Below are 24,158 nucleotides of genomic sequence, written 5' to 3'. Positions count from 1 at the left end.
GGTGGTCCAGACCAATCCCCACATGAAGGCGCAAGCCTCGTATCACCTTAATGATTACGAAACTCTTTATGACACGCCTCACACTCCGCCTGAACCTTGTTCATGGCGGGTGTCAGGGAGCTGGATTTAAAGGGGCGCTCATTGCTGACGATCACCAATTCAGCCGTCGCCGATTCCAATGACCGTGCTAGCTCCTGAAAGCGCGCCTGCTTTTGCCAGACGGCATCCGTGGCGCTGGTGTGATCCGCCTCTTTGACTTGCGGGAAATGTTTCCAGGGCTGATGAGACAGGCTGTCGAGCTTGACCGCACCTTCGCTGAAGCGCTGACCATCGAAAGCGATACGACCGCGCAACATGCCGCCCAGGTCTTCGCTGGTCTTGAGCATGTCCTTGAAGATCGCCTTGCGTTGCGCCACCGGCGAATTGGGGTCCAGCCCGCCACAGGCGCTCAGGCTCAGGCAGGCCAACAGCACAGCGCACAGTTTTTTCAACGTTGTATCCAGCAGGGTCGGCAGAAACGGCGGCCAGTATCCTCGGCCGCCCGATAAAGACAAAGCGCTGGATCACTGCAGTCAGGCTGGCAAAGGCGTGGCGGACGCAATGAACAGCCCCACGATCAGCCCCAGCCCGACCATCCAGGCCAGCGAACGCAAGATAGCAAGATCAGCCAGATAGAAAATGATGTAGAGCAAGCGGCTGGTAATGAACAACACAGCAACCACGTCGATGGTCACCAACTGCGCGTTACCGGCGATGTGGGCAATGATCACGGCGGCGGCAAAGCCCGGCAGGATCTCGAAGCTGTTGAGCTGCGCCGCATTGGCACGGGCTGGAAGGCCTTCGAGGTTATTCAGAAAATTACGCGGGTTGTGGTTGTGCTTACCGTTGAACTTGCCACTGGAATACTTGGCGATGCCTGCACAAACGATCGGCAGAATAATCGCGACCAACACGCACCAGAATGCAACCGTCATAACAGAATCCTTATAGTTTGATTTTCATTACCAGCATGCCGAGCAAGACCAGGCCACAAGCTAAGAGCCGGGGCCGACCAAAAGGTTCTTTCAGATACCGCATACCAAACAGCACCACCAGAATCACACTGACCTCGCGCAAGGCTGCAGCCTCCGCCACCGACCCCAACTGCATCGCCCACAACACCAGAGCGTAGCTGAGCAGGACACATAGGCCGACGCTTAAAGCCAAGCGCCATTGCTCCCGCCAGAAGAGGCTGAACGGTGCACGCTTGTAAGTGAGAGCCAGCATCGGAAAAGGCCATGCGCTGATCAGCGTCAGCCAGATCAGATAGTCCAGAGGGTGCACACCCATCTGCAGCGCTTGCCCGTCGATCCAGGTGTAGCAGCCGATACACACGCCAATCAATGCGACCACCGGAAGCAGCGACCACGGCAGCCGATCTCCACCACCGCCCTGCCAGAGCAGGCAGATCATGCCGCAAGGGATCAGCAGAATACCGAGGATTTGCTGAGTGCTGAGTTCTTCGCCGACAAATATTAAAGTCAGGGCCAGCACCACCAACGGCGACAGCCCACGCATCAACGGATAGACCAGTCCGAGGTCGCCGACTCTGTAGGCTTGAATCAGCAAATACCGGTATAGCAACTCGAACAACGCCGAGGCGATCATCCATGGCCAGATGGCAGCAGGCGGCGGCTCGACAAAACTCACTGCGAGCACCGCGAACAGCAACGCCACAAAATCCATGCTGGCGATGACCAACAAACGCTCACCGCTGAATTTGATCAGGGTATTCCACGTCGCGTGCAGTACTGCCGCGATCAACACCAACGCCGTAGCCAGCAAAAACACTCTCCCTGTTTCAGATTCAGATTGCCGTTCCCGCAGGCCCCTGTAGGAGCTGCCGAAGGCTGCGATGGCGGTGCGTCAGGATAAATGCTTCGCAGCCTTCGGCAGCTCCTACAGGGACGCATTTCAATTCAGCGGGTTGCACTTGTTCAATAGAAGCCACTCCAAACTCAACAGCCCCTGTCACACCTTGTCCAACCTTCGCCAATGAGAATCCTTACGATTAACGTTTAACCCGATTCGTAAGGAAGTTCCATGCATTCTGTTTTTCGTTTGCGGCCCACTGTCGCCATGACGAAGCTCGCGCTGGCGTGCCTCATCGCCCAAAGCGCCTGCGCTCAGGCTCAAGAAACCACAGCCGCTCCGGTGACCATTCTGGAAGACGTAACCGTCACCGCTGCCGGTTATGAGCAGAGCGTAGAGGATGCACCGGCTTCCGTGACAATCATCACCGGTGACGAACTGCGCAAGCGTTCGTTCCGCGATTTGACGGACGCGCTGCGCGACGTTGAAGGCGTGACGGTCAATGGCGGCGCGAACGAAACCGATATTTCGATTCGCGGCATGCCTGCTGATTACACCTTGATTCTGGTCGATGGCAAACGTCAGAGTGCTCGAGAATCAAGGGTCAACGGCAACTCGGGCTATGAGCAGAGCTTCATCCCGCCCGCCGAAGCCATTGAGCGTATTGAAGTGGTACGTGGCCCGATGTCCTCGCTGTATGGCTCCGACGCCATTGGCGGCGTGATCAACGTCATCACCCGTAAGGTTTCCACCGAATGGGGTGGCTCGGTCACCTACGACTATTCGGCGCGCCAGCACAGCGATCAAGGCAATGCACGACAAACCCAGTTCTACCTCAATGGCCCGCTGATTCAAGACACGCTGGGGCTGCAAGTCTGGGGGCGCTATCTGGATCGCCAGGCTGATGACAACGTCGAAGAAACCAATGGTTTCAGCAAGGCTGACCATAAGGACCTGACCGCACGCCTGGCTTTCACCCCGACCATCGACCACGACATCCTGCTGGAAGCTGGCGCAACCCGCCTGAAAAACGGCGACGGCCTGAGTCCTAACTGGGCAACTCGCGAGCAGGAAAATAACCGTGATCACTGGTCGATCTCTCACCAGGGTCGCTGGGACTGGGCCACTTCCGACATCTCGTTCGCACAGGAGGAATCCAGTCGCGAAGGTAAGGCTGACGCAGCACAGGCTGACGTACTGGGCCGCAAGCCTACGGTGAAAAACTCGGTGTTTGACGCCAAGCTGGTTATCCCGACCGAACACAACATCACCACCACCGGCCTGCAATGGAACGAAACCACGGTCACTGACTGGAACCAGGGTTTGGGCGACAAGGTGGACTACGAGTTCTCGGTTGTGCAAAAAGCACTTTTCGCCGAGAACGAGTGGGCAATGACTGATAGCTTCTCGTTAACCACCGGTCTGCGCATGGACCATCACGAAGAATACGGCGTGCATTTCAGCCCTCGTGTTTACGGCGTGTGGCATGCCACCGACGACTGGACCATCAAAGGCGGCGTTGCTCGCGGCTTCAAGGCTCCGGAACTGCGTGCAGTGATCGAGGACTATGCCTACCTGCGTCGTAACCGCTTCGTGATGTTCGGCAACCCTGACCTCAAGCCCGAATCGAGCACCAACTACGAGCTGTCAGCCATGTGGTCCAACCGCAATGACCTCTCGGCTGGCGCAACCGTGTTCTACAACGACTTCAAGGACAAACTGTCTACGGTCACTACCACCGAAAGGTGGAACGGTTTCATCATCATGGATCGCGTCAACGTCGACCAGGCTGTGATCAAAGGCGTGGAGCTGAACGGTCGCTGGGATATCAACACCGACCTGGCCTTGAAAGCCAACTACACCTATACCGACTCAGAGCAAAAAACCGGGCCCAACGCCGGTGCTCCTCTGGCGCTGACTCCCAAGCAGAAAGCCAACATCCGTACTGACTGGAAGCTGTCCGACAAGACCCAGCTCTGGGCAGCGATCAATTACTACGGCGAAGAGTACGGCAACACCATCACTGACGAGTCGGCGCCGGGCTATACCACAACAGACTTCGGCGGCTCGTACGAGCTGACCAAGAACGTCTCGTTCAACGCCGCACTGTACAACCTGACCGACAGACGCCTGGACGACGAAACCTACGGCACCGTCAATTACGGCCGCACACTGTGGGCGTCGACGACTGTGAGGTTTTAAGAACGCACCTCACTGCATGAAGTGAATGAGACTTCTTGTGGGAGCTGGGCTTGCCCGCGATAAGGCTGGACGCGATCTAAGGCGAACCGATTCCAGCCTTATCGCGGGCAAGCCCAGCTCCCACAAGACCTCATTCCAAGGCAAGAGCGTTGATACTGTCCAGAGCGCTCACCCCGCAGCAGGCAATCGCACCACCGCACACAAACCCGCAGGCGGGCGGTTTTCCAGGATGAGCTCTCCGCCGTGAGCCTGAATACAGGCGCGGGCGATCGCCAATCCCAGACCTAGCCCGCCACCCTGACTGATATCCGCGCCTCCACGGCCCAACTGCACAAACGGCTCGAACACCTGCGTCAACCACGCAGGTTCAATACCCGAACCATGATCAAGTATTTCCAGCCGGATCATCCCGTCATCTTCACGCCCCAGACTGATCTGCGCGTCACCCGCATGCCTCAGGGCGTTATCAATCAAATTGGTCAGCGCACGCTTCAGCGCCAACGGGCGGCAATGGCAACTAATCGGCTCGCCGTCCTGCCACGTCACCGGCTGCTCCATGGTCCGGTAACGTCGCGCCAGATCGTCGAGCATTTCGTTCAACGAGACCCTGACCGTTGGCTCCTGAACGGCATCGCCGCGCACGAAATCCAGCGTCTCGCGCACCATCGCGCGTAGCTCATCAAGGCTTTCCAGCATGTCATCGCGCAGCGGACCGTCTTCGATCAATTCAACTTGCAGACGCAGTTCAGTGATCGGCGTGTTCAGGTCATGGCTCACGGCTGCCAGCATTCGGGTGCGACCTTCCACATGACGGGCGATCCGTTCCTGCATCACATTAAATGCGATGGTCAGATCCCGAGCCTCTTGCGGACCGCACAGTGGCAACGGCGCGATCCACTCACCTCGGCTGACTCGCTCGGTCGCTTCAGCCAGCGTCTTGACCGGCTGAACCACTCTGCGCATGAAAAAGATCACGATCAGCAGCACAGGAATCGTCGTGACCGGCAAGGTGTAAGCCAGCAAACGACTCCACTCATAAGCACCCGCTGGATGCTGCAAGGCATTGAGCGTCTGCCCATCGGGCAAAACGATGCTGGTACGCAATCGCAAAGGCGCCCAGCCAGCTCGAAAAAACACCGCTTCCCGGGCAGGTCCGCCGGTGACGCGTTCCAACTGAATGTTCACCGCATCCTGCGGCGTCAATTCCAGCCGTGCACGTAACTCTTGCGCCAGGCGCCGCTCTTCTTTGTGCATATCAAAGGGGGTGACATCAGGCTGTTGCGCGATCCAGAAACGCGCATCTTGCGTTTCCATGGTTGCCAGAACTCGCGAAGCATCAGCGGCCGACAGCTCGTGGGCCACGTGATAAGCCGTCGTCAATCGTTCCAGCGTCAGAGTGCGGGACAGCGGGTGAATCAGTGCCCCAGTACGCTGCAGAAACAACATGGCAATCGCATTGGACGCCAGCAGAGCAAGCAGTAACAACAGACCCAGTTGATGAGTCATGCGTCGGGGCCAGCATCGGCTCAACCACGTCACAGGGAGTGCACGCAGACATCGGCCGCCAGCATGTAACCGCCGCCCCAGACGGTGCGAAGTAATTGCGGTTGTAACGGATCATCCACCAGCTTGCGACGCAAGCGGCTGATCTGGCGGTCAATGGCGCGGTCATAAACATCGCTGCCGGGACGCGCCGTCAAATCCAGTAGACGCTGGCGATCCAGGGTCTGATTGGGATGCTTCAGGAATACGGTCAGCAGTCTGCTTTCTGCGGTGCTTAGCTGGATCTGTGACCCATCAGCGCGCAACAACAATTCCGTCGCCGTGATGAAGCTCAAACCGGCGAATTCGTAACGCTGTGCCGACGAAGTACTTGATACCTGATGGCTAGCCCCTTGGGCACCACGGCGACGTAACACGCTGTTGATCCGCGCGACTAACTCGCGGGGTTCGAAAGGTTTGGTCAGGTAATCATCCGCGCCCAGATCCAGGCCTTTCACGCGGTCAGCCGATGCATCGCGAGCGGTCAACAGAATGACCGGAATATTTTCCCGACGATGCAACATGCCACACAGCTCAAAGCCATCGCCGTCCGGCAGCATCACATCCAGCACCACCACGTCGAAAGCCTGTTGCTTGAGCAACTGCCACATCCCGGCCGCGTCTTCAGCCGTACGCACATCAAACGCATGGCGACGTAGATACACCGCCAGCGGATCGCGGATCTTGCGGTGATCGTCCACCACAAGGATGCGCGGCGGCGAAGGATTGGCGTTTGGATCAGAGCTCATTTCGTTCCTGATACTGCTGGGGCACCGGGCTCTTGTAGGAGCTGCCGAAGGCTGCGATAGGGATAAATCTGACATACCGCTATCGCAGCCTTCGGCAGCTCCTACAAAAGCAAAATACAGCGCCGCATTTGCGGATGATTCCCATTAACGAGCAGCGATGATAGCCGATGCGCCACTATCCGGCACACCTTTGCAACGCTGTCGGCCTGCTGTGGTCAATGCCACTTCCCATGGATATGGAAAAATATGTGTCCGCTTGCCCCGGCGGCCCATCAAACCCTTGCCCGCTTAAACGTGAATCGCCGTCGGGCACGCTTTGAATCGCAATAACAGGAAGACCGATGCTTGAACTCGTTGCTGCTTTTATCTGCCTCACCTCGCTGCTCACTTATGTGAACTTTCGTTTCATCGGCCTGCCGCCCACCATCGGCGTCATGGTCACCGCATTGATGTTTTCGCTGATCCTGCAAGGCCTGAGTTTCCTCGGCTTTCCCGGTCTCGAAGAGCGCGTCCAGCAATTGATCGGCCAGATCGATTTCGGCGATTTGCTGATGAACTGGATGCTGTCGTTCCTGCTGTTTGCAGGCGCGCTGCACGTCAACCTGTCTGACCTGAGAAGCTACCGCTGGCCCATCGGCTTGCTGGCGACCTTCGGTGTTCTGATCGCCACCACCGTGATCGGCGCGCTGGCCTACTGGATCTTTGGCTTGTTCGGCTGGCACGTCAGCTTCCTGTACTGCCTGTTGTTTGGTGCACTTATTTCCCCGACGGACCCTATCGCGGTGCTGGGTGTATTGCGTACCGCCAATGCGTCCAAGCCGCTGAAAACCACCATCGTGGGTGAGTCGTTGTTCAACGACGGCACGGCCGTTGTGGTGTTCACCGTGTTGCTGGGTATCGCGCAATTGGGTGAAACCCCGACCGTCGGCGAGACCGCCATGCTGTTCGTGCATGAAGCCGTCGGCGGCGTTCTGTTCGGCGGGCTGATCGGCTATGCCGTGTACCTCATGATCAAGAGCATCGAGCAGTACCAGATCGAAGTGATGTTGACCCTCGCGCTGGTCATCGGCGGTTCGGCAATGTCCACCGAGCTGCACGTATCAGGCCCGATTGCGATGGTTGTCGCGGGTCTGATCATCGGTAACCTGGGCCGCAATCTGGCGATGAACGACATGACCCGTCGCTACATGGACGGTTTCTGGGTTTTCCCAAAGGGGCCAGAAAAGCAACCATTCTTGTCACATCGAGAGGGAGTGTACAACGCCACTTAAAGCTGGGAAGCCCCCCTCTATCCCTGCCAAGCTGCTGACTAAGCTAATCGCCGCGCCTGCAGCCAACTTCGACTCCCAAAATACCTAGGTCAGGGTTACAGCCCAAGCCAAGACGCCTGACGCACTCCAACTGGCCTTCCATCGGATAGGTAATCCTTATTGAAGCTAGGTGCTGGCAAATGCCCTCGGTGTATGTATATTCATACAGTAGTGTTTCATCGCAAAGGCTATGGAAGGCGCTAGGCATAATGCTAGAAAGGTGCTTATATCGATGATTGATATCACGTCGCCACTAGCAAGGATGAGGGATTACCTTGGCCACTCTTACCGATAAAGAAATAGACGCCCTGAAAATCGTGAATTTTATATTTCACGTGGTACATCACCGGGCCGACGACCCCATACTTTTTGACGACACTCCCCTTGGGACATTCGAGCCGTTCTTTATTGAACGAATCAAAGAAACTCTTAAAGGTAATAAGTTTTCTTTCGCTGAAATATCCCAAGTAAAAGCAAAACTGAAAGGGTGGGAAAAAGGCGAGTCTGATTTTGTGGACGTGTCTAAGAGTCTAGCCCGCCAATTTCACCGACTTGGTGATAGACGGATGAAATCAGGGGTATTGATTGTCATTGGTTTGATTACAGGGAACAAGAAATTTTACTCACTCATTAAATACGACTCTGAAAAAGTAGTAACATTTGAAACACAGGGTGCTAAAGCTATACTTCAGGCTGTGACCAACAACTTTACTGAATCACCAAAAGCGCTTCAAAAATCTGCCCTGATAGATTTGGATTCACATGATTCAGAAGTAGTAATCATCGACAAGATGAGCCGATCTGGGATCAGTGATTTCTTTAAAGAGTTTCTAGGTGTGGAGCGCCTGCGAAACTCCAAGGAAATGACAGCAGACTTTGTCAAGGCTATAAAAAAGACTGTCAGAACGCATCTAGGCGATCTGCCGCCTACCATTACTTCCAAAGTTTCTGAAAAAGTTATTGAAATAGCGAAGAAGCGCAAGGAATTTGAAGTCGAGGAATTTTTCACCGACTTCTTTGGCATTAATGGGGGAGATGAAATTCGAGAAACCTTCAACAAAGATTTAGAAGCTCTCAACCTGACAGGCGAGGTCTTTGCTTATGACAACGATGAACTACCAACCAATGAAGCAAAAAAATACGTAACAAGCGAAGGTATAACGATCAATATGCCCGCACGCGCAAAAGGTAGTTTAACTATTGACAATGGGGCAGATGAAACCGTCATTACCATCCGAACAAGTCGCCTACGTGAATCATGAAAAATTTAGCCCTAGAGCTTCATAATTTCTTTGAACGGCTTTCGTTGTCAGGTGGGTCTGCTCAGGTTGAAACCGCAGGCACGTTCCGAATCGACGAAGTAAGTAATGTTTCTATTGACTTTGTCCGCGAGCTAAAAGACTTTGCCTCTCGCATTAAAACTGCGGGACTGGGGCTGATAGAGCTATTTGGGGAAGTTTCGGACAGCATTGAGGTTAGTACCTTCCAGTATGCGGACATAGAAAACGATAGATTGACGATTATTCTCGAAAAACCGGTAGAACGTCACTGGTGCTACTTTCTAACGCTAAAGGGCTTTGAAAACTGGCTACGAGCAGGCCTATCCTCACCGCAGCAACTGCAAAAAAAAATGTGCATTTGGGTAGCGGGCGAGGTCATCGATTTTTCCACCTATAGCTTTTCAGTAACAGAGATGGGTGGCCATAAGGATCTACCAACCACTACCCATTGCCCTGAAAAGCCTTGGAAAACAGTCCGAGATCTTACCCAAGCTTACGCGCCCTCATCGCTCGAACCCTGGTTGCTGCTAACGGAGCCAGTAGCGGAAAGCGAAACCTTCAAGACTTGGAAAAATGTCGCAGTAGAAAAGCTCGCATTTTGCTTGCCTACCGAAATCCGAAGGGAAGATGGCGGAACGCATGTTGTTTTCCGAGGGGGTCGCTCTCTACCGATAACCGTAGAGGAGCCCATCAACTGGACAGACGTCGATTTCATAACGATGCATGAGACCTGCCAGTGGATTTACTCTACGCCTCGGGAATCTGAAACAAAATTCCAGCTATTTAACAATCACATCGCCATTAACTGGAACAACGATGCGACATGGCCCTCAGGTTTGAAACCTCTTCTGAGAAACAGCCTGTCTGGTGCAAAGGAAGCATTTGCCTTTCACCTTCAAGATCAGAGCAAGGAGGCGGTAAAGAGTTTGGGGGATCTGCGCAAGGGCTTGCAAGAGGAGGTAAACAAGACCCAGACTGCTACAAGAGATCTAATATCTGCGCTCTGGAGAGACTTTGCTGTGGCTGGTATTGTATTAGCCCTCAGAACTCCGATGGTAAAAACAGGTGTCGAGACTACAGCCATGACAGTTCTCTATTTAGGCGTTTCCGCGCTTCTGATATTTAGTATCCTGATAAACACTCTATCAAATTTGAGGTTCAACAGCCTTGGGGATAGCAGCCGCGAAGGATGGCGTAAAAAACTCTATAGCTTCATGTCTGCTGATGACTGGCATCGATTGGTTGAGAAGCCTATATCCGCTGGACGCACCGTTTACTGGTTTGCTTGGACTGTGTGCTTTTTCCTGTACGCATCCATTGTTCATTACTTCCTTTCACTTGCAGCGCCTGATGTTGTGGACAAATATTTTAACTCTTACCTTGTCTCGATGTGGAATTGCATAAAAAACCTTCTATCTATAATTTATGGTAGCTTCTAAATAAAGCAACAATATCATAATGCTGCATCAAAACTGGATGGTAATAGTTCAGCCCAACAGTTGTAATTTGGGCGCTTAACCTTTCACCTGAATGCGGACTTCATCGCTTTCGGCCCCTTGCTTGCATTTCGGAATCGCAACAATACGACCATATCTCCCTTGAAGGCCGTGCCCACCTTTAGGCATTGCGACCACTCGTCCATCGATCTTGCAAACCGTGGCCGCTTGGTTTGATTCGAACCATTCGCCCATCTCGCATCTGAAGACCGTGCCCCCTTAGGAATGGCGACCATCCCGCCGTCTCGGCCCTGCAAGCGCTACGCAGTGATCCCGAATCGGCACATTGAGCGTGAAAAATAGGCTTAATGTGCCAGATCGGGATCATTACGTGCTCCTACCATCGGAGGCCGACACTCCCCACCGGGTAAAAAGCGAAAAGACCGAGGTTTCTCTGAAGGCATTCATCCCTCTATGTACGTCCAAGCTCATGGGTAGATCCGGGCATACAGGCTGGGTATTTCCGCCATAACTGCGCTGAGGGAGGGCAGTAGCCTATCGCCATTCTCCAGCTACGCTGAGGCGCTATGCCAGTGTGGCCAGAAGTTTCCAGGATGCACGCCTTGAGCAAAATAGTGATCGGCCTTTTTTGGGGCGTCGTCAAACTACAGTCACCACCCACTTATCGCTCAGTCCGCCCATTCAAGCCTGATAAAATCTTCGATGCTTTTTGCTCGAGCTAAAGCCATGTCTTCTGTCCAAGAACCAGCTTCATGAATCTGTTGGCCGACATGGATCGTGGCAATCAGGCCGCAGCTTCGATAGACGTCTATTTTCTCAACGGGAGGCCTAGCTTTTAGCGAAGAGTTTGTTCCAGGTGGCAGCATCGTCAGATTCCCGAGATGGTGCATCCAGTCGACGCCACTGCTCTGCGGTGCGATATGTTCTATTGAGCTAGCGGCATCCTGCTCCCAGATCTTTCCCCATTGGCTCTCATTTAGCTTCTGCCCTGCGAGCTTGGCCAAGTGTTCGTCATAACGGTTCAGAACATAGCGCAGCTGATTTTGCCAGCCATCGTAGCTGCTCAGCCACTCAATATTCTCCAAAACTTGGTCAATCGAATAACCCTTGGAGATTTTTTCCAACCCACTGAGGATTAGATCCTTGCTCAGGTTGTTCCGGTAGATTTCATAGCCAAGACGAATATACTCCCCAACTTTGTGCCGGCTGTCCCGGCTCGCCAGCTCGTAGATCCTGAAAGTAGCTCGCTCCCATTTACCGAGTAGTTCCTGCTCTGTCTTCTTGTCGAACTTCCGCAGCAGTATCGCTGCCGCAACAAATCGAGCGTGTACAATGCGCGTAACAGCGCGAAGGCGCGGATCCCGGAAAAGGCGCAGGTTTGCTTGCACGACCCCTTCGAGCTCATGACCAACCTCTGCAATCGTTTTTAACTGCGTGCCCGCGTTCAAGGTTAGTAATGCGGTCGAGTCTGCTTCACTGGGAATCCGATTCGGTCGTGCGTCACACGCCCATGCTCCTGCGAAGCGGAGAGCTTCGTCTCCTATTCGTGTGCTGTTTTCCAGCGAGCGATAAATGCCCCTCCAGACGTCTTGCATTTCAGACACTGCCTCGTCGCGAGTGCCACCCTCAACGTGCTCGAAAATGAGTGCCATTAGCTGGCTTTTAAGCTTGTCGATCCATTTCACATCCAGCCCACGGCTGTTAAGAACCTCGAAGACTCGGTATACCGTAGCCTCGTCAGAAATCTCATGGTAAATGATCGTTAGCTTGTTCCTGATGGTCACCAACAGCTCAAAGATCGTATCTCCACGAGCCAACCATTTGCTCACAAAGAGTTCGCAGTCACGGGCAGCTTCAACCAGGTTCTGATCTGCAGCAGTTTTGGCTGAGCCTTCCTCCACCACTCCCTTGCGGACGTAGTTGGTGAAAACCTGACTCGCGTCATGGTTTGTCTGAAGCAGAATCAGAGAATGGTCGTCTCCCTTTACAAGGAGCTCACCCAACTCCCGTCGCACCTTGGCTTGCGTAGCATCGTCGTTGTCTAGAGCCTTCTCAATCGCCTTCATAAGGATGATGAGAGTCGTTACACGTTGTTGGCCATCAACCAGCTCGACAGTCTTGAACTCGTCAACGCCGAGAAGGCGGGTTTCTTTCTCCTTGGCCAAGGCGACCAAAGTAGCCATGAAATGCTCCCGACCAGATCGAAATGCCTCCTCGATGTCGCCGAATAAGTCTTTACGCTGGCGAGATGTCCAAGAGTAGGCGCGCTGGTACTCTGGGATTCGAAAAAGCCTGCCTTCAAGCAAACCAGCGATCTTGAGGTGGAGTGGATTAAGCTTCATGCGCGTTCCTTGCTGTAGAAATGATGAGAGAATAGCCATTAGCCAGCAAAAATAGCTAGCGACCCCCTGCCAGTTCTCCCTGACAAAAGGAACACGACATGAGTCTGCGCACCAATGTGCTGGTTGCTGTAATCGACGGTCATCTTGGCAAAGGTCTGATTGTCACGAGGCAAGCTGTTATCCAGCTTTTCAGCGACGTAGCTGAAACCTACACAGGCGTCTTCCTATCCAATTCGGAGATGACCACTGGCGTTAGCAGCCCAACCTATGACCACTTCACGCAGCGGGTTGGTGTAGGCACTTACCGCATTCATCCTCAAGCGCTTCTGGATCGCATGGCTGAAAGAGAATTGGCGTAGGATCCCTTGGTTTTTGGCCGACAACAGCAGCCACCAATCCAATGCCCAAAGTGTTGGCACCTCAACAGTATCCGGCCCAAGGAATGCTCATGACCATCAGTACCCTGGCTAAGCAGTTGAGGGACACTCAGCACGTCGTGGTCTTTACCGGGGCAGGTGCATCGGCGGAGAGTGGCATCCCGACATTCCGAGACGCACTCACAGGGCTGTGGGAGCGGTTTGATCCTGCACAGCTCGCCACCAGCGAAGCATTCAGAGCCGATCCATCATTGTGTTGGGGATGGTACGAATGGCGTCGGCACAAGGTTCTCCAGGCGCAGCCAAACGGTGCTCATCTCGCTATCGCTGAGCTTGCCAAGCATGTCCCTAGTCTGACCGTGGTCACCCAGAACGTTGATGACCTTCATGAGCGCGCTGGCAGCCGAGATGTGATTCACCTGCATGGCAGCCTGCATGCGCCCCGCTGCATTGACTGTGGGCAAGCGCATACCTTGCCTCTCACGTCTGACGCACTGCCTGAGGATGGACGTCGGATTGAGCCGCCGCGATGCACCGCATGTAACGGGTATGTTCGGCCAGGCGTTGTGTGGTTTGGTGAAATGCTGCCTGGGGATGCATGGAGCGCAGGGCTCGCAGCTGCTGAGGAATGTGATGTCTTCCTCTCGATTGGTACTTCCGGGATTGTTTACCCAGCTGCTGAGCTTCCGCTACGTGCTTTGGGCCACGGGGCGACTGTTGTCCACATTAATCCTGTGCGCTTCGATGTCAGCAGCCAAGAGCACTTTCTTGAAGGCCCTGCTTCGGTGGTGATGCAGAGCCTGCTTCGCGAGACGTTCGGCAACCATCCTGCATCGTAGTTGGCGGTGATCCATATCACTTCTGCTTTGAGCTTGCCCCCTTCGGGGTACGGCTGTCGTAAACCGAACCCGGCTATGCCTGGTTTCGGCCCTACGGGCTTCCATCCTCAAGCCTTTGGCCCGTCGTGGGCCTGCGCGCTCCGCTTACGCTTTGACCACAACGTACATCTTTATCTCAACGACTACCTTCTTGCCGCTCCAGATAACGCCTTGCACATGTAGCAAGCCGAGCCAGGGCAAAGCCCCATGAACTGCTCCGTCTGAGAAATAAGAGGTGGCGCAGAGCCTCGTTGATTTACTGCATAGCCCTGCTGCTCAAAAAAGCCTGGCGCAGTTGTTGTCAGCAAATGAAGTCGAGCGATTCCCTGCTCGGCGGCTTTCGCTTCAATGACCCGAAGCACCGTGACACCGACCCCCTTCGATCTGTGTGTCGAGACTACGACCAGGGAACGCAGCAACCCGTCCGCACCATGCGTTTCGAATCCTCCCCATGCGACCGTCTCACTGTCCTGTCTGAACTCAAAAAAGGTTCGGCCTGGAAGATCAATATCATCTGCTGGAAGGTCAGCGGACTTCAGCGCGTCGCGAAAACGCTGCCGTTGTCCTTCGGCTATTTCCGTTGCCTGGATCACCATCTCCTTACCCATCCCTTCGTCTCCTTCTGTGCCGGTTGGTATGGCCTGTCACGGCTCAAGCCGAAGCAGCAATCATCATATTCGCTTTACCGAATATTCGACAAAGCATATATTCGATTTTTCGTATGCATTAGCTAGCGACGATCCCGGCGCATTTCACCACACGCTCCACGACATCCACGAGCGCATCAAGCTCTTCGTTTTGGTCAAGACCAAACACCTGGAGGATCTATGACAGAACCCATGAACCCCACCACCTTATTCAAGTGCCTGGCGGATGACACCCGAGCAAAAATTTCGCTGCTTGTCGTGAGTGAAGGTGAGCTGTGTGTATGCGAGCTGACGGCAGCACTTGACCTGAGTCAGCCGAAGATTTCTCGTCATTTGGCGCTGCTGCGCTCCGCCGGTTTGCTGTTGGATCGTCGCCAAGGCCAATGGGTGTATTACCGACTGAATCCTGACTTGCCCGCGTGGGTGACGGCAGTTTTGAAGGAAGTGGTAGACGCCAATCAGCAATGGCTGGAAACCGAGGCTAAGCGCCTCTGCGGCATGAACGACCGTCCGATCAACCAAGCCGTGTGTAGCTGATTCACGCCCAACCGGATTAATGAAATGCTGATTGCCGTATTGATCTTTATCGCCACCATCGTCCTTGTCATCTGGCAACCCAAGGGGCTTGGGGTTGGATGGAGTGCGATGTTCGGTGCCATCGTGGCGTTGCTGGCAGGTGTCGTTACCCTTGCCGACATACCAGAGGTTTGGCGCATTGTCTGGAATGCCACTGGGACTTTCATCGCGGTCATCATCATTAGTCTGCTGCTTGATGAGGCAGGCTTTTTCAAGTGGGCTGCGCTGCATGTGGCCCGATGGGGAGGCGGGAGCACCCGCAAGCTGTTCGCATTTATCGTCCTGCTGGGCGCAGCGGTGTCGGCACTGTTCGCCAATGACGGAGCAGCATTGATCCTCACACCCATTGTGATCGCTATGTTGCTGGCGTTGCGTTTTTCTCCTGCGGCTACTTTGGCATTCGTCATGGCAGCCGGTTTTATCGCCGATACGGCGAGCTTACCGCTGGTGGTTTCCAACCTTGTCAACATCGTTTCTGCCGACTACTTCGATATCGGCTTCAACGAATATGCATCGATCATGGTGCCGGTAAACATCGTCAGCGTGGCGGCGACGTTAGCCATGCTGCTGTGGTTTTTCCGCAAAGAATTACCAAAGACCTATGACCTCAACCAACTGGACAATCCGGACGAAGCAATCCACGACCGGGCCACTTTTGTAGCCGGCTGGAGGGTGTTGGCACTACTCCTGATCGGCTTCTTCGTCATTGAGCCACTGGGGGTGCCAATCAGCGCCATTGCAGCGGTCTGTGCATTCATTCTTTACGTCATCGCGGCTCGTGGTCACGCCATCAATACAAGCAAGGTGCTCAAAGAGGCGCCATGGCAGGTAGTGATCTTTTCTTTGGGGATGTACCTGGTTGTTTATGGCCTGAAGAACGCCGGCCTGACCGACCACATTGCGCAGATCCTGAACGTGTTCGCCGGTTATGGCGTTTGGGGCGCGTCCCTTGGTACAGGGCTGCTAACAGCGTTGCTGTCTTCGATCATGAACAACATGCCCACCGTTCTGGTAGGCGCCTTATCCATTCATGCCGCTGAAGTCGATGGTGTAGTCCAGCAAGCGATGGTTTACGCCAACATCATCGGCTGCGATTTGGGCCCGAAGATCACTCCAATTGGGAGCTTGGCCACTCTGTTGTGGCTGCACGTGCTAGCCCGGAAAAACATAACGATCAGCTGGGGTTACTACTTCAAGACCGGGATCGTGCTGACCGTGCCCATCCTCGTCGCCACATTGTCCGCCCTGGCACTGCGCCTCAGTTTCTGAATCAAGGAATCGTCTGATGAAAGTCTTGTTCATGTGCACCCACAACAGCTGCCGCAGCATTCTGTCCGAGGCGCTTTTCAACCACTTGGCGCCCAAGGGTGTAGAAGCCGTCAGCTCAGGAAGCTTTCCCAGTGGCCGGGTGAATCAACGGGCATTGCAAACGCTGGAGGCGGCGGGTATCTCCACTGCGGGCTTGCGCAGCAAGGCTTCGGATGCTTTCGAGGGCTCGCCTCCCGACATCGTGATTACCGTCTGTGATCGGGCTGCAGGAGAAGCATGTCCCATCTTCTTCGGCCCAGCCTTAAAGGCGCATTGGGGGCTGGCTGATCCGTCCGAAGCCACCGGGTCGGAAGCAGACATTAGCGCAGCGTTCGAAACCACACTGGCCAAAATTCACGAACGCGTGAGTGCGTTTCTTGCGCTGCCGCTCAAGACCATGAGCCCTGACCAGTTGAAAGCTGAACTGAACCGCATCGGTTCGCTTTAAAGATCAACCGAGGCGGTGGCCTAGCCGGCGCCGTGGTAGGAGTTTATATGCAAGACACATTGCCAAACGTACACACCGACTTGATCGACATTCCGTCGTTGGAGCAACTGGAGCCGCGTACACCGTCACTCCATAAGCCTCGAATTCTGCTTTTGTACGGATCGACGCGAGAGCGCTCTTTCAGCCGTATGGTGACTCAGGAAGCAGCCCGTTTGCTGGAGGAGTTTGGCGCCGAAACCAAAATCTTCGACCCCTCGGGTTTGCCGCTTCCGGATGACGCTCCCGATACACATCCCAAGGTCGCTGAGCTGCGCGAGCTGATGCAATGGTCTGAGGGACAGGTGTGGTGCTCCCCTGAGCGTCACGGCTCCATGAGCGCAGTATTCAAAGCCCAAATTGACTGGGTTCCGCTGGCGATAGGTGCTGTACGACCTACGCAAGGAAAGACCCTTGCAGTGATGCAGGTCTGCGGTGGCTCGCAATCTTTCAACGTGGTTAATCAGCTGCGCGTACTGGGTCGATGGATGCGGATGTTCACCATCCCAAACCAATCTTCGGTAGCAAAGGCGTTCACCGAGTTTGACGAGGCAGGTCGTATGAAACCGTCCTCGTACTACGACCGTCTCGTGGACGTGATGGAAGAGCTGATGAAGTTCACCCTGCTGTTGCGGGATCGCCAGGATTATTTGGTTGATCGGTACTCCGAGCGTAAAGAGTCCGCCGAAGAGCTTTCCAAACGCGTCAACCAGCGCTCCATTTGATACCACCGCGAGGAAACGGTATGAGTCAGATAACGATTTATCACAACCCGCAATGTGGAACCTCTCGCAATACCTTGGAGCTGATCCGCAACAGCGGAGACGAGCCGACGGTTATCGAGTACCTACAGACCCCACCTGACCGCACCACGCTTGTCAGGCTGATCAAAGATATGGGTATCGAGGTGCGGGCCCTGCTTCGTATCACAGGCACTCCCTACGAGGAGCAGGGACTCGGTGATACCTCACTTACTGATGATCAGCTCATCGATGCCATGATGGCTCACCCCATTCTGATCAATCGCCCCATCGTCGTGACGCCCTTGGGGACACGCTTGTGTCGTCCTTCAGAGGCAGTCCTCGACCTGTTACCGCAAGAGCAGCGTGGCAGCTTCATCAAAGAAGACGGACAAGTCGTCATTGATGAGCAAGGTCGCAGAGTCTGAAACGACACCGGCGAATTGTCGCCAATGAGTCTGGAGGATGCTGGTGAGTCAGAATCCGAAACTTGATGTTGTAGTCACTGGTGGTGGCCAGTCCGCGCTGACAGTCGCCTATTTTTTGAAGCGGTCAGGCTTGTCTTACGTGCTGCTCGATGCGGAGTCGGCACCAGGAGGAGCCTGGCGGCATGGCTGGGACTCGCTGCGACTCTTCTCTCCATCGGCATGGAGCTCGATTGCGGGCTGGCCGATGCCTGCCGTATCAGAAGAAACGCCTCACCGGGATGATGTTATCGACTATCTGACTCTGTACGAGCGTCGATATGACTTCTCCATCATCCGATCCACCAGGGTGACCCGTGTCGAAAAAATCGAAGAAGGATTACGGGTTGTCTCCGGGGATAGAAACTGGGATGCCAAGGCGGTTATCAGTGCAACAGGCACCTGGAGCCGCCCATTTACCCCGAGCTATGCCGGACAGGAGTTGTTCTCAGGGCGGCAGCTTCATTCCGCTCATTACGTTGGGCCCAATGAATTTGAGGGGAAAACCGTCCTTGTCGTGGGTGGTGGCAACTCGGGAGCCCAGATTTACTCCGAGGTTTCTAAAGTGGCTCAGGCAACCTGGGTAACTCAAGAGGCCCCAAAGTTTCTACCTGATGAGGTTGATGGGCGCGTCCTGTTCGAACGAGCTACTGCTCGATTGAAGGCGCAACAGGATGGCGTGGAACCTGAAAAGCCCGCTGGGGGGCTGGGCGACATCGTAATGGTGCCATCGGTGAAGGGCGCTCGTGAACGCGGTGTATTGAGCGCAGTACGGCCATTCACGCACTTCACTTCAACAGGCGTTGTTTGGTCATCAGGAGACGAAACAGCGGTGGATGTCGTCATCTGGTGCACTGGGTTTTCTCCAGCGCTCGACCACCTGAACAGCCTGGGCATTGTAGTCCAGGATGGCAAAGTAGCTGTGAACGAAAACCGGAGTGTTGTTTCACCCAATCTGTGGCTGGTGGGTTACGGCGATTGGACGGGGCTCGCCTCTGCGACATTGATCGGAGTAACCCGCACCGCTCGAGATGTAGTCAAGCAAGTGCAAAGCTATCTCGCAAGCGAAGCCTGATGGCTCGCGACGCAAATCGAATACGCCTACTGTGATACGACTTCAAGCTCGGGAAAGAGAATAGGCTCGAGTGGAGGAGTTACCTGGCACAGCCCAAGCCTCCAGTAACCGACGTCGTGCCATTTTCCAAGCTTGAAGCCCACCTCTGGATACGTCCCAACGAGTACGAATCCTAGCGACTCGTGCAGACCGACACTTCCTTCATTGGGCTGCGCAATTCCGGCGTAAGCTGCGCGAAACCTCTGCTGTTCGAGAATCGGAAGCAAGGTTTCATAGAGTTCACGGCCAACGCCCTGCCGGCGAGCCGACTCGGCTATATACACCGTCACGTCGACAGCCCATCGGTAGGCCGGACGAGCGCGATGCTGGCTTGCGTAGGCATAGCCCTTGATCTCCCCACCTTCTTCGGCCACCAAGTAGGGATATGTCTGAAGCGTTGTCGCTATTCGCTGAGCGATTCCCTCAGCACTTGGCGGAATCTCTTCGAACGAGATGGCCGTTGTTGAAACGATGGGGGCGTAAATGCGCTGGATGGTTACAGCATCTGCTACCTTCGCCGTACGGATTTTCAAAGCCATATCGGTCATCCATGATCCAAAGCGGTAACAGTACCTTTTTCGGAACAAATTTTCGATTTCCCCACGCTCCCTCTTAGCGGCATTGGGGGCACGCAATTATTTCTATAGGTAGTTATCCCAAAAAACGCCGTGTCGGGTTTTTCACCCTAGTGGCCAACCCACCATTCAATGGTTCGCCACTAGGGTGATGACACCTTTGGTCGAAGGGAAGCTCAGGCAGCCATTGATTCGCATGCTTGTGCGCAAGCTAAACACGCTTTTGAGCAGCTCTGGCAATGTTCTGCTTCATGAGTGCCGCACTCCTGACCGCATGCCCGACAAATTTTTGCACAAAGCATACAAAGCTCATTCGCGAAGGGGCTTCCCCGTGTCATTAGGGTCGCTGCCAGCCTACAGATATCGGCGCAATCCCTATCGAGCTTTATGCAGTTCGCCATCATCTTAACGTCCTGCTCTTCCAGACAGGCTGACGCGCAAGTTTCACAGGCCAATGCGCAGCGCAGGCATTCTGAAATGCAATCTTCATAGCTACTGTTCATAACTAATTCTCCGAGGTCGACGGTCGATTCAGTTGATGCACCTTTCTTGAAGGTACACTCCGTCCGACCCAGGCAGATTGGTTGGGTTTCGAGAAAAAAATTACAGTTTTGTAAGGTAGGCGAACCTTCGCTATTCAGCTTGCCTCATCAAGCCGGCACTCTCTGTCATAGGTCTGGAGATTCAGCTTTCCATGCAGGCGCGGGCATTGCGTGGAGCAGGTGGAAGGCTGGAGTAGATCGTCGGCGATCTAAGCCACCTTTGGCGCTCCCGTTATGTTGATCAGTCCCGGCTAACGCCGCTGTCAAATTTGTAATCGCAGACTAAGCCTGCTGACAGGTGCAAGCCCCCATCATCCTCACTGAGCCGATGCTCAATCTCTCTGGACTACCTGAGAGCTAATTCTGTTGAGGAGATGCGCCATGAAAGCAACCAAAGTTCTGATTCTTACATTCAGTTTGGCTATATCGTCGCTGGCGTTTGCTGAGGGCGGGGGCGACCGTGCAGCTGAGCGCATGGAGCGAGCCCGCGAGACGGCGATGTCCACGCTCACCCCGCGTTCGAGAACACAGCCGAAGGAGGACGTTGCGCAGGACAAACCTGTGGCTGAAAAGCCAAACCATCAATGCTGAGTCTCCCAGCTTACGGAAATGTAATTACCTCATTTGCTGGCTTGTGGCATCTTCGATGTAGGAAATCGCCCAAGCGATCAAGAGATTGAATCCTCGGAATGTGCGCATTAATGCGCGCCTCCGTCCGACTGATGGGACACGAATCGGTATGCACTCCAACACCTCTCGGCGCACCTTCGTAAAAGGCCTCACCGCAGGCGGAATTCTTGCGGGCTTAGGCCTCTGGCGCAACCCTGTATGGGCTGCGCCTGGCCTCGGGGAAGCGAACGTCCTGTCAGGAACGGAGTTCGACCTGTTTATTGGCGAAACACCGGTAAACATTACAGGCAATCGCCGTACAGCGCTGACGATCAATGGAGGGCTTCCGGGGCCCCTCCTGCGCTGGCGTGAGGGTGACACTGTTACTTTGCGCGTCAAAAACCGCCTGAAGGATATGACTTCCATTCACTGGCACGGGATCATTCTTCCCGCCAATATGGATGGTGTACCCGGCCTTAGCTTTCACGGAATTGAGCCCGACGGAACTTACGTCTATCAGTTCAAGGTCAAGCAGAACGGAACATACTGGTATCACAGTCATTCCGGCTTTCAAGAACAGGTCGGTGTATATGGCCCGTTAGTAATTGAAGCGAAAGATCCCGAGCCGTTTGTGTATGACCGTGACTACGTGGTGATGCTTACCGATTGGACGGATGAAGATCCGGCCTCGTTGATGAAAACGCTGAAGAAACAGGCTGACTACTACAACACCCACAAGCGAACGGTTAGCGACTTTATAAATGACGTGGCTGACAAAGGTTGGTCAGCCACCGTTGCTGATCGCAAGATGTGGGCTGAAATGAAGATGAACCCCACTGACATTGCAGACGTCAGTGGCGCGACCTATACCTATTTGATGAACGGCCACGCCCCGAATTCCAACTGGACAGGCACTTTTAAACCCGGCGAAAAGCTCAGGTTGAGATTCATCAATGGCTCGGCAATGAGCTACTTCGACGTTCGTATTCCTGGGCTGAAGATGACTGTGGTGGCCGCCGATGGCCAGTATGTAAAACCTGTGAGTGTGGATGAGTTCCGAATAGCCACAGCTGAGACGTTCGATGTAATAGTCGAGCCCACCCAAGAAGCCTACACGTTGTTCGCACAGTCAATGGATCGGTCGGGATATGCCCGAGGTACTTTGGCTGTTCGATCAGGCTTAGTCGCACCTGTACCCGAGCTCGATCCTCGTCCTCTCGTCACCATGGCCGACATGGGCATGGCGGGTATGGATCATGGCTCGATGGGCGGAATGGGCGATATGGCTGGAATGGATCACAGCAAAATGGCCAGCATGGGTGACAGTTCGATGGATGGCATGTCGGGGATGGACGGCGGCTCCATGACATCGATGAACCATGGCGCTAAGCAGGATATGTCCGGCATGGAAGGCATGGCCGATATGGATCACAGCAAAATGTCTATGGGAGGCATGGGTGGGATGGGCGAGATGCAGTCGCACCCCAAGACAGAAGCCAACAACCCTCTCGTAGACATGCAAGCGATGTCGACCTCACCGAAGCTTGACGACCCCGGTATGGGCCTTCGGGAGAACGGTCGCAAGGTGCTGACATATTCCGATCTCAGGAGCACGTTTGAAGATCCTGATGGCCGTGAGCCAAGCCGAACTATCGAACTGCATCTGACCGGGCATATGGAAAAGTTCTCTTGGTCATTCAACGGGGTGAAGTTTTCTGATGCCGAGCCAGTGAAACTGAAGTATGGCGAGCGAGTTCGGATCGTGCTTGTTAATGACACCATGATGACGCACCCCATCCATTTGCATGGGATGTGGAGCGACCTTGAAGACGAGAATGGCCAATTCCTTGTTCGTAAACACACCATCGACATGCCGCCAGGATCGAAGCGCAGCTACAGAGTCACCGCCGATGCACTCGGTCGCTGGGCCTATCATTGCCATCTTCTGTACCACATGGAAATGGGTATGTTCCGAGAAGTGCGAGTAGAGGAATAAGGGGTCGACTATGAGCAACTATTTTTGTGGCACTCGCATTCACTCGGTTGTAGCTACGGTCGCTCTCAGCCTTGGCTTTGTTCTGCCGGCAGCCGCTGACACCACTCAGCCTGCAGACGACGGGCAAATGCAGAGCATGGATCACAGCCAGATGACGGGCATGGATCATTCCCAGATGCAGGGTATGGATCACAGCCAGATGAAGAGCACGGATCATTCCCAAATGCAGGGCATGGATCACAGGCAGATGAAAGGCATGGATCATTCGCAAATGCAGGGCATGGATCACAGCCAGATGAAGGGCATGGATCATTCCCAAATGCAGGGCATGGATCATAGCCAGATGCAGGGTATGCAGCCCTCCAAGCAGCAGGCTCGTAGTGAAAGCCGAACCCCCATACCGCCAATTACAGATGCGGAGAGAGCCGCAGTTTACAACGCGCCTGGTGGTCACGAGGTTCATGACACCGCTCTTAACTCGTATTTCATTTTCGAAAAATTGGAATGGCAGGATGCTGATGAAGGGAGCGCGTTGAACTGGGAAGCTCAAGGTTGGATAGGCGGAGACGTTGACCGTCTATGGCTGCGTTCTGAGGGTGAGCGCACCAATGGCAAAACTGAGGAGGCCGAGGTGCAAGCGCTGTGGGGTCACTCTATTAGTCCCTGGTGGGATCTGGTCGGTGGGGTTCGCCAAGACTTCAAACCAGGTGATCCACAAACGTGGGCGGCTTTCGGCATCCAGGGCTTGGCGCTCTACAACTTCGAAGCCCAGGCTACTGCTTATCTGGGCGAAGGTGGCCAGACTGCGGCGCGGCTAGAAGGAGACTACGACATCCTTTTGACCAATAAGCTCATTTTGCAACCGACTGCAGAATTCAATTTTTACGGGAAAAACGATCCCCAGCGTGGCATTGGCTCCGGGTTATCAGAAAGTGAGATTGGTCTGCGGCTCCGGTACGAGATCCGTCCACAATTCGCTCCTTACGTGGGCGTAACCTGGAATCGTAGTTATGGAACAACGGCTGACTACGCCAGCGAGGAAGGCGAAGACAATAACGAAGCACGCCTGGTGCTAGGCGTTCGGGTCTGGTTCTAAACCAGAGTTAATGGCACCA

General features: G+C 54.4%; 23 protein-coding genes and 2 pseudogenes. 16 read left to right on the top strand and 9 right to left on the bottom strand.

The window, feature by feature from the left end; all coding sequences use genetic code 11:
- Positions 1-47: 47 nt before the first annotated feature.
- The 3 genes from AUC61_RS01225 to AUC61_RS01215 form a co-directional block, all read right to left on the bottom strand.
- The gene (locus AUC61_RS01225; RefSeq protein WP_243244338.1) at positions 48-503 is read right to left on the bottom strand and encodes a c-type cytochrome; all 456 of its coding nucleotides are present in this window, start codon (positions 501-503) and stop codon (positions 48-50) included.
- A gap of 69 nt (positions 504-572) precedes the next feature.
- The gene (locus AUC61_RS01220; RefSeq protein ID WP_122666934.1) at positions 573-974 is read right to left on the bottom strand and encodes an MAPEG family protein; all 402 of its coding nucleotides are present in this window, start codon (positions 972-974) and stop codon (positions 573-575) included.
- Between the two features lie 10 nt (positions 975-984).
- Positions 985-1,824: an EamA family transporter gene (locus tag AUC61_RS01215; RefSeq protein WP_243244105.1), complete on the bottom strand. Its 840-nt coding sequence runs from the start codon at positions 1,822-1,824 to the stop codon at positions 985-987.
- 258 nt (positions 1,825-2,082) lie between these two features.
- Between AUC61_RS01215 and AUC61_RS01210 the strand changes: the two genes are divergently transcribed.
- A complete protein-coding gene (locus AUC61_RS01210) occupies positions 2,083-4,053 on the top strand; it encodes a TonB-dependent receptor domain-containing protein (protein WP_243244104.1) in 1,971 nt (656 codons plus the stop codon).
- Between the two features lie 168 nt (positions 4,054-4,221).
- Here the strand turns inward: AUC61_RS01210 and AUC61_RS01205 are convergent, their stop codons facing one another.
- Together AUC61_RS01205 and AUC61_RS01200 are read right to left on the bottom strand one after the other, a co-directional pair.
- Positions 4,222-5,559 (bottom strand): ATP-binding protein, encoded by a 1,338-nt coding sequence (locus AUC61_RS01205; protein ID WP_243244103.1) that lies wholly within the window; start codon positions 5,557-5,559, stop codon positions 4,222-4,224.
- 29 nt (positions 5,560-5,588) lie between these two features.
- Positions 5,589-6,344, bottom strand: coding sequence for a response regulator (locus AUC61_RS01200; RefSeq protein WP_243244102.1), 756 nt, complete (start codon positions 6,342-6,344; stop codon positions 5,589-5,591).
- Positions 6,345-6,685: 341 nt separating this feature from the next.
- Here AUC61_RS01200 and AUC61_RS01195 point away from each other — a divergent pair.
- The 3 genes and pseudogenes from AUC61_RS01195 to AUC61_RS01185 all read left to right on the top strand — a co-directional run.
- Positions 6,686-7,546 (top strand): annotated as a pseudogene (locus tag AUC61_RS01195) (cation:proton antiporter); the annotation flags it as partial.
- A gap of 383 nt (positions 7,547-7,929) precedes the next feature.
- Positions 7,930-8,916, top strand: coding sequence for a nucleoid-associated protein (locus tag AUC61_RS01190; RefSeq protein ID WP_161959187.1), 987 nt, complete (start codon positions 7,930-7,932; stop codon positions 8,914-8,916).
- A complete protein-coding gene (locus AUC61_RS01185; protein ID WP_109512870.1) occupies positions 8,913-10,373 on the top strand; it encodes a hypothetical protein in 1,461 nt (486 codons plus the stop codon). The genes AUC61_RS01190 and AUC61_RS01185 overlap by 4 nt, the downstream gene beginning before the upstream one ends.
- Positions 10,374-11,059: 686 nt before the next feature.
- Here AUC61_RS01185 and AUC61_RS01180 read toward each other — a convergent pair.
- On the bottom strand, positions 11,060-12,733 hold the full coding sequence (locus AUC61_RS01180; RefSeq protein ID WP_109512869.1) for a DUF262 domain-containing protein: 1,674 nt from the start codon (positions 12,731-12,733) through the stop codon (positions 11,060-11,062).
- 98 nt (positions 12,734-12,831) lie between these two features.
- On the opposite strand from AUC61_RS01180, the gene AUC61_RS01175 reads away from it, so the two are divergent.
- Both AUC61_RS01175 and AUC61_RS01170 read left to right on the top strand, forming a co-directional pair.
- On the top strand, positions 12,832-13,092 hold the full coding sequence (locus AUC61_RS01175) for a hypothetical protein (protein WP_109512868.1): 261 nt from the start codon (positions 12,832-12,834) through the stop codon (positions 13,090-13,092).
- An 89-nt stretch (positions 13,093-13,181) separates the two neighbouring features.
- Complete coding sequence (locus AUC61_RS01170) at positions 13,182-13,949, top strand: SIR2 family NAD-dependent protein deacylase (RefSeq protein ID WP_109512867.1); 768 nt, start codon at positions 13,182-13,184, stop codon at positions 13,947-13,949.
- A 182-nt stretch (positions 13,950-14,131) separates the two neighbouring features.
- Here AUC61_RS01170 and arsN2 read toward each other — a convergent pair whose 3' ends face one another.
- A complete protein-coding gene (arsN2, locus tag AUC61_RS01165; RefSeq protein ID WP_109512866.1) occupies positions 14,132-14,596 on the bottom strand; it encodes an arsenic resistance N-acetyltransferase ArsN2 in 465 nt (154 codons plus the stop codon).
- Positions 14,597-14,720: 124 nt separating this feature from the next.
- Here arsN2 and AUC61_RS01160 point away from each other — a divergent pair.
- The 7 genes and pseudogenes from AUC61_RS01160 to AUC61_RS01130 all read left to right on the top strand — a co-directional run.
- Positions 14,721-14,819, top strand: a pseudogene (locus tag AUC61_RS01160) (arsenate reductase ArsC); the annotation flags it as partial.
- Entirely contained in the window at positions 14,816-15,172 is a 357-nt protein-coding gene (locus tag AUC61_RS01155; RefSeq protein WP_060708143.1) for a metalloregulator ArsR/SmtB family transcription factor, read from the top strand. The pseudogene AUC61_RS01160 and the gene AUC61_RS01155, both read left to right, overlap by 4 nt.
- A gap of 24 nt (positions 15,173-15,196) precedes the next feature.
- Positions 15,197-16,480: an arsenic transporter gene (locus AUC61_RS01150; protein WP_109512865.1), complete on the top strand. Its 1,284-nt coding sequence runs from the start codon at positions 15,197-15,199 to the stop codon at positions 16,478-16,480.
- 16 nt (positions 16,481-16,496) lie between these two features.
- Positions 16,497-16,967: an arsenate reductase ArsC gene (locus AUC61_RS01145; RefSeq protein WP_109512864.1), complete on the top strand. Its 471-nt coding sequence runs from the start codon at positions 16,497-16,499 to the stop codon at positions 16,965-16,967.
- A 47-nt stretch (positions 16,968-17,014) separates the two neighbouring features.
- Positions 17,015-17,728 carry an arsenical resistance protein ArsH gene (gene arsH / locus AUC61_RS01140; RefSeq protein WP_109512863.1) on the top strand — a complete coding sequence of 238 codons (714 nt, stop codon included), beginning with the start codon at positions 17,015-17,017 and terminating at the stop codon, positions 17,726-17,728.
- 20 nt (positions 17,729-17,748) lie between these two features.
- Entirely contained in the window at positions 17,749-18,171 is a 423-nt protein-coding gene (gene arsC / locus AUC61_RS01135; RefSeq protein WP_109512862.1) for an arsenate reductase (glutaredoxin), read from the top strand.
- Positions 18,172-18,208: 37 nt separating this feature from the next.
- Positions 18,209-19,282 carry an ArsO family NAD(P)H-dependent flavin-containing monooxygenase gene (locus AUC61_RS01130; protein WP_109512861.1) on the top strand — a complete coding sequence of 358 codons (1,074 nt, stop codon included), beginning with the start codon at positions 18,209-18,211 and terminating at the stop codon, positions 19,280-19,282.
- A gap of 26 nt (positions 19,283-19,308) precedes the next feature.
- On the opposite strand, the gene AUC61_RS01125 is transcribed toward AUC61_RS01130, so the two are convergent.
- Both AUC61_RS01125 and AUC61_RS01120 read right to left on the bottom strand, forming a co-directional pair.
- Positions 19,309-19,860, bottom strand: coding sequence for an arsinothricin resistance N-acetyltransferase ArsN1 family B (locus tag AUC61_RS01125; protein WP_109512860.1), 552 nt, complete (start codon positions 19,858-19,860; stop codon positions 19,309-19,311).
- Positions 19,861-20,072: 212 nt separating this feature from the next.
- Positions 20,073-20,399: a four-helix bundle copper-binding protein gene (locus AUC61_RS01120; RefSeq protein ID WP_109512859.1), complete on the bottom strand. Its 327-nt coding sequence runs from the start codon at positions 20,397-20,399 to the stop codon at positions 20,073-20,075.
- A 420-nt stretch (positions 20,400-20,819) separates the two neighbouring features.
- Between AUC61_RS01120 and AUC61_RS01115 the strand changes: the two genes are divergently transcribed.
- From AUC61_RS01115 to AUC61_RS01105, 3 genes are all read left to right on the top strand, one after another.
- Positions 20,820-21,029, top strand: coding sequence for a co-regulatory protein PtrA N-terminal domain-containing protein (locus AUC61_RS01115; protein WP_109512858.1), 210 nt, complete (start codon positions 20,820-20,822; stop codon positions 21,027-21,029).
- 148 nt (positions 21,030-21,177) lie between these two features.
- Positions 21,178-23,043, top strand: coding sequence for a copper resistance system multicopper oxidase (locus AUC61_RS01110; RefSeq protein WP_054092734.1), 1,866 nt, complete (start codon positions 21,178-21,180; stop codon positions 23,041-23,043).
- Between the two features lie 10 nt (positions 23,044-23,053).
- Positions 23,054-24,139 (top strand): copper resistance protein B, encoded by a 1,086-nt coding sequence (locus AUC61_RS01105; RefSeq protein WP_109512857.1) that lies wholly within the window; start codon positions 23,054-23,056, stop codon positions 24,137-24,139.
- The last annotated feature ends 19 nt before the right edge of the window (positions 24,140-24,158 follow it).

The sequence above is a fragment of the Pseudomonas maioricensis genome (assembly GCF_022790535.1).
Lineage (GTDB): Bacteria > Pseudomonadota > Gammaproteobacteria > Pseudomonadales > Pseudomonadaceae > Aquipseudomonas > Aquipseudomonas maioricensis.
The sequence above is the reverse complement of the archived record's forward strand: the minus strand, read 5'-3'. Positions and strand labels throughout refer to the sequence as shown.

What these genes read in the sequence shown, in the direction of transcription:
- AUC61_RS01205 (WP_243244103.1), bottom strand. Translation starts at nt 5,559, where the DNA reads ATGACTCATCAACTGGGTCTGTTGTTACTGCTTGCTCTGCTGGCGTCC.
- AUC61_RS01120 (WP_109512859.1), bottom strand. Translation starts at nt 20,399, where the DNA reads ATGAACAGTAGCTATGAAGATTGCATTTCAGAATGCCTGCGCTGCGCA.
- AUC61_RS01185 (WP_109512870.1), top strand. Translation starts at nt 8,913, where the DNA reads ATGAAAAATTTAGCCCTAGAGCTTCATAATTTCTTTGAACGGCTTTCG.
- AUC61_RS01155 (WP_060708143.1), top strand. Translation starts at nt 14,816, where the DNA reads ATGACAGAACCCATGAACCCCACCACCTTATTCAAGTGCCTGGCGGAT.
- arsH (WP_109512863.1), top strand. Translation starts at nt 17,015, where the DNA reads ATGCAAGACACATTGCCAAACGTACACACCGACTTGATCGACATTCCG.
- AUC61_RS01180 (WP_109512869.1), bottom strand. Translation starts at nt 12,733, where the DNA reads ATGAAGCTTAATCCACTCCACCTCAAGATCGCTGGTTTGCTTGAAGGC.
- AUC61_RS01125 (WP_109512860.1), bottom strand. Translation starts at nt 19,860, where the DNA reads ATGGCTTTGAAAATCCGTACGGCGAAGGTAGCAGATGCTGTAACCATC.
- arsC (WP_109512862.1), top strand. Translation starts at nt 17,749, where the DNA reads ATGAGTCAGATAACGATTTATCACAACCCGCAATGTGGAACCTCTCGC.
- AUC61_RS01170 (WP_109512867.1), top strand. Translation starts at nt 13,182, where the DNA reads ATGACCATCAGTACCCTGGCTAAGCAGTTGAGGGACACTCAGCACGTC.
- AUC61_RS01210 (WP_243244104.1), top strand. Translation starts at nt 2,083, where the DNA reads ATGCATTCTGTTTTTCGTTTGCGGCCCACTGTCGCCATGACGAAGCTC.
- AUC61_RS01220 (WP_122666934.1), bottom strand. Translation starts at nt 974, where the DNA reads ATGACGGTTGCATTCTGGTGCGTGTTGGTCGCGATTATTCTGCCGATC.
- AUC61_RS01150 (WP_109512865.1), top strand. Translation starts at nt 15,197, where the DNA reads ATGCTGATTGCCGTATTGATCTTTATCGCCACCATCGTCCTTGTCATC.
- AUC61_RS01145 (WP_109512864.1), top strand. Translation starts at nt 16,497, where the DNA reads ATGAAAGTCTTGTTCATGTGCACCCACAACAGCTGCCGCAGCATTCTG.
- AUC61_RS01105 (WP_109512857.1), top strand. Translation starts at nt 23,054, where the DNA reads ATGAGCAACTATTTTTGTGGCACTCGCATTCACTCGGTTGTAGCTACG.
- AUC61_RS01110 (WP_054092734.1), top strand. Translation starts at nt 21,178, where the DNA reads ATGCACTCCAACACCTCTCGGCGCACCTTCGTAAAAGGCCTCACCGCA.
- AUC61_RS01175 (WP_109512868.1), top strand. Translation starts at nt 12,832, where the DNA reads ATGAGTCTGCGCACCAATGTGCTGGTTGCTGTAATCGACGGTCATCTT.
- AUC61_RS01130 (WP_109512861.1), top strand. Translation starts at nt 18,209, where the DNA reads ATGCTGGTGAGTCAGAATCCGAAACTTGATGTTGTAGTCACTGGTGGT.
- arsN2 (WP_109512866.1), bottom strand. Translation starts at nt 14,596, where the DNA reads ATGGGTAAGGAGATGGTGATCCAGGCAACGGAAATAGCCGAAGGACAA.
- AUC61_RS01200 (WP_243244102.1), bottom strand. Translation starts at nt 6,344, where the DNA reads ATGAGCTCTGATCCAAACGCCAATCCTTCGCCGCCGCGCATCCTTGTG.
- AUC61_RS01115 (WP_109512858.1), top strand. Translation starts at nt 20,820, where the DNA reads ATGAAAGCAACCAAAGTTCTGATTCTTACATTCAGTTTGGCTATATCG.